This is a genomic window from Streptomyces sp. NPDC036815, assembly GCF_055609205.1.
In genome coordinates, this window is the sequence record NZ_JBVJPW010000001.1 from 1,349,716 (window position 1) to 1,356,285 (window position 6,570).

Consider the following 6,570-nt stretch of genomic DNA (forward strand, 5'->3'; position numbering starts at 1 on the left):
ACCGGGGGCATGACACAGGCTCTCAGCGCCCGCCCCGCTCCCGCTCCTCGACGGCCGAGTCGTACGCGGCCACCTGCGCCCGCCGCGCGGTGCGCTCCACCGGCCGCAGAGCCTCCACCCGCGCCGCCATCTCCGACGCGCTGACGGCCCCGCCGGGCCCGTTGCCGTACGCCAGCGAGATCAGCAGACCGACCCGCTGCGCCAGCTCCAACACCCGCACCGCGCGCGGCGGATAACCGGGAGCGAGCACTTCACGGCCCCGCTCCGCCCGCGCCCGGTACGCGTCCAGCGCCGCCTCCGCGACCGGACCCGACCCCGCGACGTCCAGCCGGGACAGCACCTCCGTCGCCTCCCGCAGCGCCTCCGCGAGCTCGCGCTCCGCCTCACCGAGCGAGGGCACGTCGGCGGGCGGCCCCTCGCGCACGGGCAGGCAGTGCCAGACGACCTCCACGTGTACGTCGCCCTCGGGCCCCGCCTCGTACACCTCGGGCACGAGCCCGTACGGCGCGCCGAACCCGACGACCGCCTCCTGCGCCTCCAGGGCGCGCGCGTTGAACTCGGGCGGCCCGCTCAGCCCGAGCGGATGCCCCGGCGCGGGCAGCGCCACCCGCAGGCCGGTCACCCCCAGCGAGCGCAACCGCCCCAGGGCGAGCGTGAGCCCGACCGGGCCCGACTCCCCGGGCAGTCCTTCGACCCGGTGCACCGCGTCGTCGCCGACCATCGCGAGCACCGCGTCATCCGGAGAAACAAGTCCGACCAAAAGGGCATTTCCCCATGCGGCCAGGCGTCCTGAGCGTGGTTCCGAGAGCATGCACACAGCCTAAGGACCGGGCTCGCGACAGGAACCGTCGGCCGGTGGCGTAGGTTTTATCCGGGGGCCGCGTCCACAGGCGCGAGCGACGACCGAGACTGCAATGGGAGACAGCGCGCTCATGAGCGATGTACTGGAGCTTGAGGACGTATCTGTGGTCCGCGAGGGCCGGGCTCTGGTGGACCAGGTCTCCTGGTCGGTGAAGGAGGGGGAGCGCTGGGTCATCCTCGGCCCGAACGGCGCGGGCAAGACCACCCTCCTCAACGTCGCCTCCAGCTACCTCTTCCCGAGCACCGGCAGCGCCACCGTCCTCGGCGAGACCCTCGGCAAGCCCGGCACCGACGTCTTCGAGCTCCGCCCGCGCATCGGCGTCGCCGGCATCGCGATGGCCGAGAAGCTGCCCAAGCGCCAGACCGTCCTCCAGACGGTCCTCACCGCCGCCTACGGCATGACCGCGGGCTGGCGCGAGGACTACGAGGACGTGGACGAGCAGCGCGCCCGCGCCTTCCTCGACCGCCTCGGCATGAGCGACTACCTGGACCGCAGGTTCGGCACCCTCTCCGAGGGCGAGCGCAAGCGCACCCTGATCGCCCGCGCCCTGATGACCGACCCCGAGCTGCTGCTCCTCGACGAGCCCGCCGCCGGCCTGGACCTCGGCGGCCGCGAAGACCTCGTACGCCGCCTCGGCCGCCTCGCCCGCGACCCGATCGCCCCCTCGATGATCATGGTCACGCACCACGTCGAGGAGATCGCCCCCGGCTTCACGCACGTCCTCATGATCCGGCAGGGCAAGGTCCTCGCCGCGGGCCCGCTGGAGCTCGAACTCACCTCCCGCAACCTCTCCCTCTGCTTCGGCCTCCCGCTGGTCGTCGATCAGAAGAACGACCGCTGGACCGCCACGGGCCTTCCGCTCAGCTGATCGGCGCCCTGTCCCCGAGGGGACCGGCGGTCCTACGATGGTCTCGTGGACATCGACGCATGGGTGTGGTGGCTGATCGGCGCCGCCGCGCTCGGAATTCCGCTCGTACTGACCGCGATGCCGGAGTTCGGCATGCTGGCCGTGGGCGCCGTCGCGGCGTCCGTGACCGCGGGCCTCGGCGGCGGCACCGTGCTGCAGGTCGTGGTCTTCTCGGCGGTCTCCGTCGCGCTCATCGGCGTCGTACGTCCCGTGGCGGCCAGACACCGCGCCCAGCGCCCCGAACTGGCCACCGGGGTCGACGCGTTGAGGGGCAGATCCGCCGTCGTCCTCGAACGGGTCGACGGTTCGGGCGGCCGCATCAAGCTCGCGGGGGAGATCTGGTCGGCCCGCGCGCTCGACACCGACCGTGCCTACGAGGCGGGCCAGGAAGTGGACGTCGTCGAGATCGACGGAGCGACGGCCGTCGTCATGTGAATGCCCCACGGGCGGTACGACGGTCTGACAGACTCGACCAGCAAGATCTTTGAGATCCCGCGGACAACCTCCGAGTCATGAAGGGTACGGGGAGCCACGATGGAACCCATCATCATCGTCCTGATCATCCTGGTGGTGCTGGTCTTCATCGCCCTGATCAAGACGATCCAGGTCATCCCACAGGCCAGCGCGGCCATCGTCGAGCGCTTCGGCCGCTACACACGGACGCTCAACGCGGGCCTGAACATCGTCGTCCCGTTCATCGACTCGATCCGCAACCGGATCGACCTCCGCGAACAGGTCGTCCCCTTCCCGCCCCAGCCGGTGATCACCCAGGACAACCTGGTGGTCAACATCGACACCGTCATCTACTACCAGGTGACCGACGCACGGGCCGCCACCTACGAGGTCGCCAGCTACATCCAGGCGATCGAGCAGCTCACCGTCACCACGCTGCGCAACATCATCGGCGGCATGGACCTGGAGCGGACCCTGACCTCCCGCGAGGAGATCAACGCGGCCCTGCGCGGCGTCCTCGACGAGGCCACCGGCAAGTGGGGCATCCGCGTCAACCGCGTCGAGCTCAAGGCCATCGAGCCGCCGACCTCCATCCAGGACTCGATGGAGAAGCAGATGCGCGCCGACCGTGACAAGCGCGCCGCGATCCTCCAGGCCGAGGGTGTCCGGCAGTCGGAGATCCTCCGCGCCGAAGGTGAGAAGCAGTCCGCGATCCTGCGCGCCGAAGGTGAGGCCAAGGCGGCCGCCCTGCGCGCCGAGGGCGAGGCCCAGGCGATCCGCACCGTCTTCGAGTCCATCCACGCCGGCGACCCGGACCAGAAGCTCCTCTCCTACCAGTACCTCCAGATGCTCCCGAAGATCGCCGAGGGCGACGCGAACAAGCTCTGGATCGTGCCCAGCGAGATCGGCGACGCGCTCAAGGGACTGGGCGGCGCGCTCGGCAACTTCGGCCCCATGGGCGGCGGTTCGGGCAGCGGTTCGTCCGGCAAGGAACGCCGCGAGCAGCCGACGATCGACTGAGCGGACGTCCCGTAAGGGGCGTGGGTAACCGCGCGACCGGCCACGACGGCCCGCGGCCAGGAGCGTCAGGCCGCGGGCTGCGACAGCCAGTGAGGCAACGAGGCCAACTCCTCCCGCCCGAGCGCCAAGAGCATCGCATCCGCGGGCGTCGGCTCGAACGGCTGGCGCAGCAACGGCATCCCGGCCTCCTCCGGAGTCCGGTTCGCCTTGCGGTGATTGTCCTGGGCGCAGGAAGCCACCGTATTGAGCCAGGAGTCCGCGCCCCCCTGCGACCTCGGCACCACGTGGTCCACCGTCGTCGCGCGCCGGCCGCAGTACGCGCACCGGTGCCGGTCCCGGACCAGCACACCCCGCCTCGACCACGGAGCCTGTCTTCGGAACGGCACCCGTACGTATCTGCAGAGCCTGATCACCTGCGGTACGGGTATGTCGATCGCGGCCGCGCGCACACGGAGTCCGGGGTGGGCGTACTCGACCACGGCCTTGTCCTGGAGCACCAGAACGACGGCCCGGTTGAGCGACACCGTCGAGAGCGGCTCGAAGCTCGCGTTCAGCACCAGCGTGTCCCGCATCAACCTGCCCACCTCCCGTATGCACCGGCCCACCGCCTGGCGGGCTTGGATCAACTCTGGCCGGGCACGCCGAGATGGACAACGCAATAAAAAATGCCCGCCTCTGATCACTTCCATGACCAGAGGCGGGCAAACAATCGGTGAATGCTCAGTGCACGACCGCTCAGCTCTCCGCGGGAGCGGCGTACTCGGCGATCACCTGCGCACGCGCGAGCGTGTGGAACCGGAGGTTGAACCCGACGAACGCGGGCGCGGCGTCCGCGTCGGGACCCAGCTTCTCCTGGTCCACCGCGTACACGGTGAACACATAGCGGTGCGCGCGGTCACCGGGCGGCGGCGCCGCACCCCCGAAGTCCCTCGTCCCGAAGTCGTTGCGCACCTGCACCGCGCCCTCGGGCAGCCCCTCGAACTTGCCGCTGCCCGCACCGCCCGGCAGCTCGGTCACCGAGACCGGGATGTCGAAGACGGTCCAGTGCCAGAACCCGCTCCCCGTAGGGGCGTCCGGGTCGAAGCACGTCACGGCGAAGCTCTTGGTCTCCGGCGGGAAGCCCTCCCACCGCAGCTGCGGCGAGGTGTTCCCGGCCGCGTAGACCTGAGCGTCCTTCAGGACCGCACCCGGTTCGAAGTCCTCGCTCACGACCGTGAACGACGGTACGGACGGGTGGAAGTCGTGGGGAAGCGGCGGCCTCTTGAGCTCGGTCACGTCGGCACCTCCTGGTTGATTGCTGTCCGCCCCGAGCCTAGAACCAGTTCCGCTTGCTGCCGACCTGGGACAGCCACTCGTTCAGGTACGCGGCCCAGTCCGTGCCCTGGAAGTCGTTGAGCCCCACCGTGAACGAGCGGAAGGAGTCACTGCCCTCGCTGAACAGACCCGGCTTCTTGTCCATCTCCAGGACGACGTCCATCTCCCGGTCGTCGGCGACGAAGCTCAGCTCGACCTGGTTGAGACCGCGGTACTGCTGCGGCGGGAAGAACTCGATCTCCTGGTAGAACGGCAGCTTCTGCCGCGTACCGCGGATGTGACCGCGCTCCATGTCGGCGCTCTTGAAGCGGAAGCCGAGCTGGATGAAGGCGTCCAGGATGGCCTGCTGCGCCGGCAGCGGGTGCACGTTGATCGGGTCCAGGTCGCCGGAGTCCACGGCGCGCGCGATCTCCAGCTCGGTGGTCACACCGATGTTCATCCCGCGCAGCTGCTGCCCGTCGATGCTCGTGACCGGGGTCTCCCACGGGATCTCCAGCCCGAACGGCACCGCGTGCACCTGGCCGGCCCGCAGCGTGAACGCGCCGCCGAGCCGGACCTTGGTGAACTCGATGTCCTGCTTCGTCTCCTGGTCGTTGCCCTCGACCTCGACCCGCGCCTGCAGACCGACGGACAGGCCCTCGATCTCCTGGTCCACGGACCCGCCCTGGATCCGCACCTCACCCTGGACCACGCCGCCCGGCACCACGTTGACCTCGGTCAGCACGGTCTCGACCGAGGCACCCCCGGCCCCCAGACTCGCGAGCAGCTTCTTGAACCCCATGACTCTCCTCCCCCAGGCCGCCGCCTGCGGTTCGTCTCGACGTGAATCCTTGATCCGTACAAACGCGAGGGGACCGTACCCGGTTCCGCCCCATCACCCTGACGACCGAGCGGCCCGAAGGCCACCGCCGTTCCGATACCACCTGTACTACGCTCGTACGGCATGATCGTGGCCACTGACCGTACGCCCCTGACCCGAGACTTCTTCGACCGCCCTGTCCTGGAGGTCGCCCCCGACCTGCTCGGACGGATCCTCGTACGGGACTCGCCGGACGGCCCCATCGAGGTCCGCCTGACAGAGGTCGAGGCCTACGCGGGAGAGGTCGACCCCGGCTCGCACGCGTACCGCGGCCGCACCGCCCGAAACAGCGTGATGTTCGGACCGCCCGGCTATATGTACGTCTACTTCACCTACGGCATGTGGCACTGCATGAACCTGGTGTGCGGACCCGAGGGCAAGGCCGGCGCGGTCCTGCTGCGCGCGGGCGAGGTCACGGAGGGGGCCGAGCTGGCCCGCACCCGTCGACTCTCGGCCCGCAAGGACAGAGAACTGGCCAAAGGCCCCGCCCGCCTGGCCACCGCACTCGACGTGGACCGCCGACTGGACGGCAGCGACGTCTGCGGGGACCCGGACTCCCCGTTCACCGTGTTGACGGGCACTCCTACCCCTTCCGACCAGGTCATGAACGGTCCGCGTACAGGAGTGGCGGGGGAGGGCGGCGTCCACCCGTGGCGCTTCTGGACGGCCAACGACCCTACGGTGAGCCCTTATCGGGCCCATACGCCCCGGCGCCGACGAACTTGACGCGGCCCTGGCCCCTCCGTAATGTGGTCCGAGTCGCCTGAACCGGGCACGGCACTCTGCCGGCACGGAAGCGGCCAACCACTACCAAACAACTTCCCCTCGGCGGGGTCTCATTCAGCGTGTCCGCATGTCTGAATTCGAACTCGCGAAACTCGATTATGAGTTGCGGAGGGGATCCGCTAAAGTAGTGAACACGCCGAAAGGCAAAGGCCCTCCAACGGCCACCGGAAATGAAATCCGAACCGGAAACGGAACGGAAAACGGATCTGGTAAGGTTGGAAACACGAAATACCGAAGGGAAGCGCCCGGAGGAAAGCCCCAGAGAATGTTCTGCGGGTGAGTACAAAGGAAGCGTCCGTTCCTTGAGAACTCAACAGCGTGCCAAAAGTCAACGCCAGATATGTTGATACCCCGACTTGCTTCGGCGAG

8 protein-coding genes are annotated in these 6,570 nt (G+C 69.1%); 4 read left to right on the forward strand and 4 right to left on the reverse strand.

All coding sequences use genetic code 11. The features are described 5' to 3' along the window. Positions 1 to 22 precede the first annotated feature (22 nt). Complete coding sequence (locus tag ACZ69I_RS06090) at positions 23 to 811, reverse strand: hypothetical protein (RefSeq protein WP_470830620.1); 789 nt, start codon at positions 809 to 811, stop codon at positions 23 to 25. 121 nt (positions 812 to 932) lie between these two features. Here ACZ69I_RS06090 and ACZ69I_RS06095 point away from each other — a divergent pair, with 121 nt between their 5' ends. The 3 genes from ACZ69I_RS06095 to ACZ69I_RS06105 all read left to right on the forward strand — a co-directional run bounded on the left by ACZ69I_RS06095 (position 933) and on the right by ACZ69I_RS06105 (position 3,242). After that, positions 933 to 1,730, forward strand: a complete 798-nt coding sequence (locus ACZ69I_RS06095) for an ABC transporter ATP-binding protein (RefSeq protein WP_467681900.1) — start codon at positions 933 to 935, stop codon at positions 1,728 to 1,730. Between the two features lie 45 nt (positions 1,731 to 1,775). Next, the gene (locus ACZ69I_RS06100) at positions 1,776 to 2,204 is read left to right on the forward strand and encodes an NfeD family protein (RefSeq protein ID WP_467681898.1); all 429 of its coding nucleotides are present in this window, start codon (positions 1,776 to 1,778) and stop codon (positions 2,202 to 2,204) included. A 99-nt stretch (positions 2,205 to 2,303) separates the two neighbouring features. Next, entirely contained in the window at positions 2,304 to 3,242 is a 939-nt protein-coding gene (locus tag ACZ69I_RS06105) for an SPFH domain-containing protein (RefSeq protein ID WP_389712465.1), read from the forward strand. Between the two features lie 65 nt (positions 3,243 to 3,307). Here ACZ69I_RS06105 and ACZ69I_RS06110 read toward each other — a convergent pair whose 3' ends face one another. From ACZ69I_RS06110 to ACZ69I_RS06120, 3 genes are all read right to left on the reverse strand, one after another. Beyond that, entirely contained in the window at positions 3,308 to 3,814 is a 507-nt protein-coding gene (locus ACZ69I_RS06110; protein WP_467681896.1) for an HNH endonuclease, read from the reverse strand. 163 nt (positions 3,815 to 3,977) lie between these two features. Beyond that, positions 3,978 to 4,517 (reverse strand): YbhB/YbcL family Raf kinase inhibitor-like protein, encoded by a 540-nt coding sequence (locus tag ACZ69I_RS06115; RefSeq protein WP_467681894.1) that lies wholly within the window; start codon positions 4,515 to 4,517, stop codon positions 3,978 to 3,980. Positions 4,518 to 4,554: 37 nt separating this feature from the next. After that, entirely contained in the window at positions 4,555 to 5,337 is a 783-nt protein-coding gene (locus ACZ69I_RS06120) for a sporulation protein (protein WP_467681892.1), read from the reverse strand. A 162-nt stretch (positions 5,338 to 5,499) separates the two neighbouring features. Between ACZ69I_RS06120 and ACZ69I_RS06125 the strand changes: the two genes are divergently transcribed. Beyond that, positions 5,500 to 6,141 (forward strand): DNA-3-methyladenine glycosylase, encoded by a 642-nt coding sequence (locus ACZ69I_RS06125; protein WP_467681890.1) that lies wholly within the window; start codon positions 5,500 to 5,502, stop codon positions 6,139 to 6,141. Positions 6,142 to 6,570: the final 429 nt, after the last annotated feature.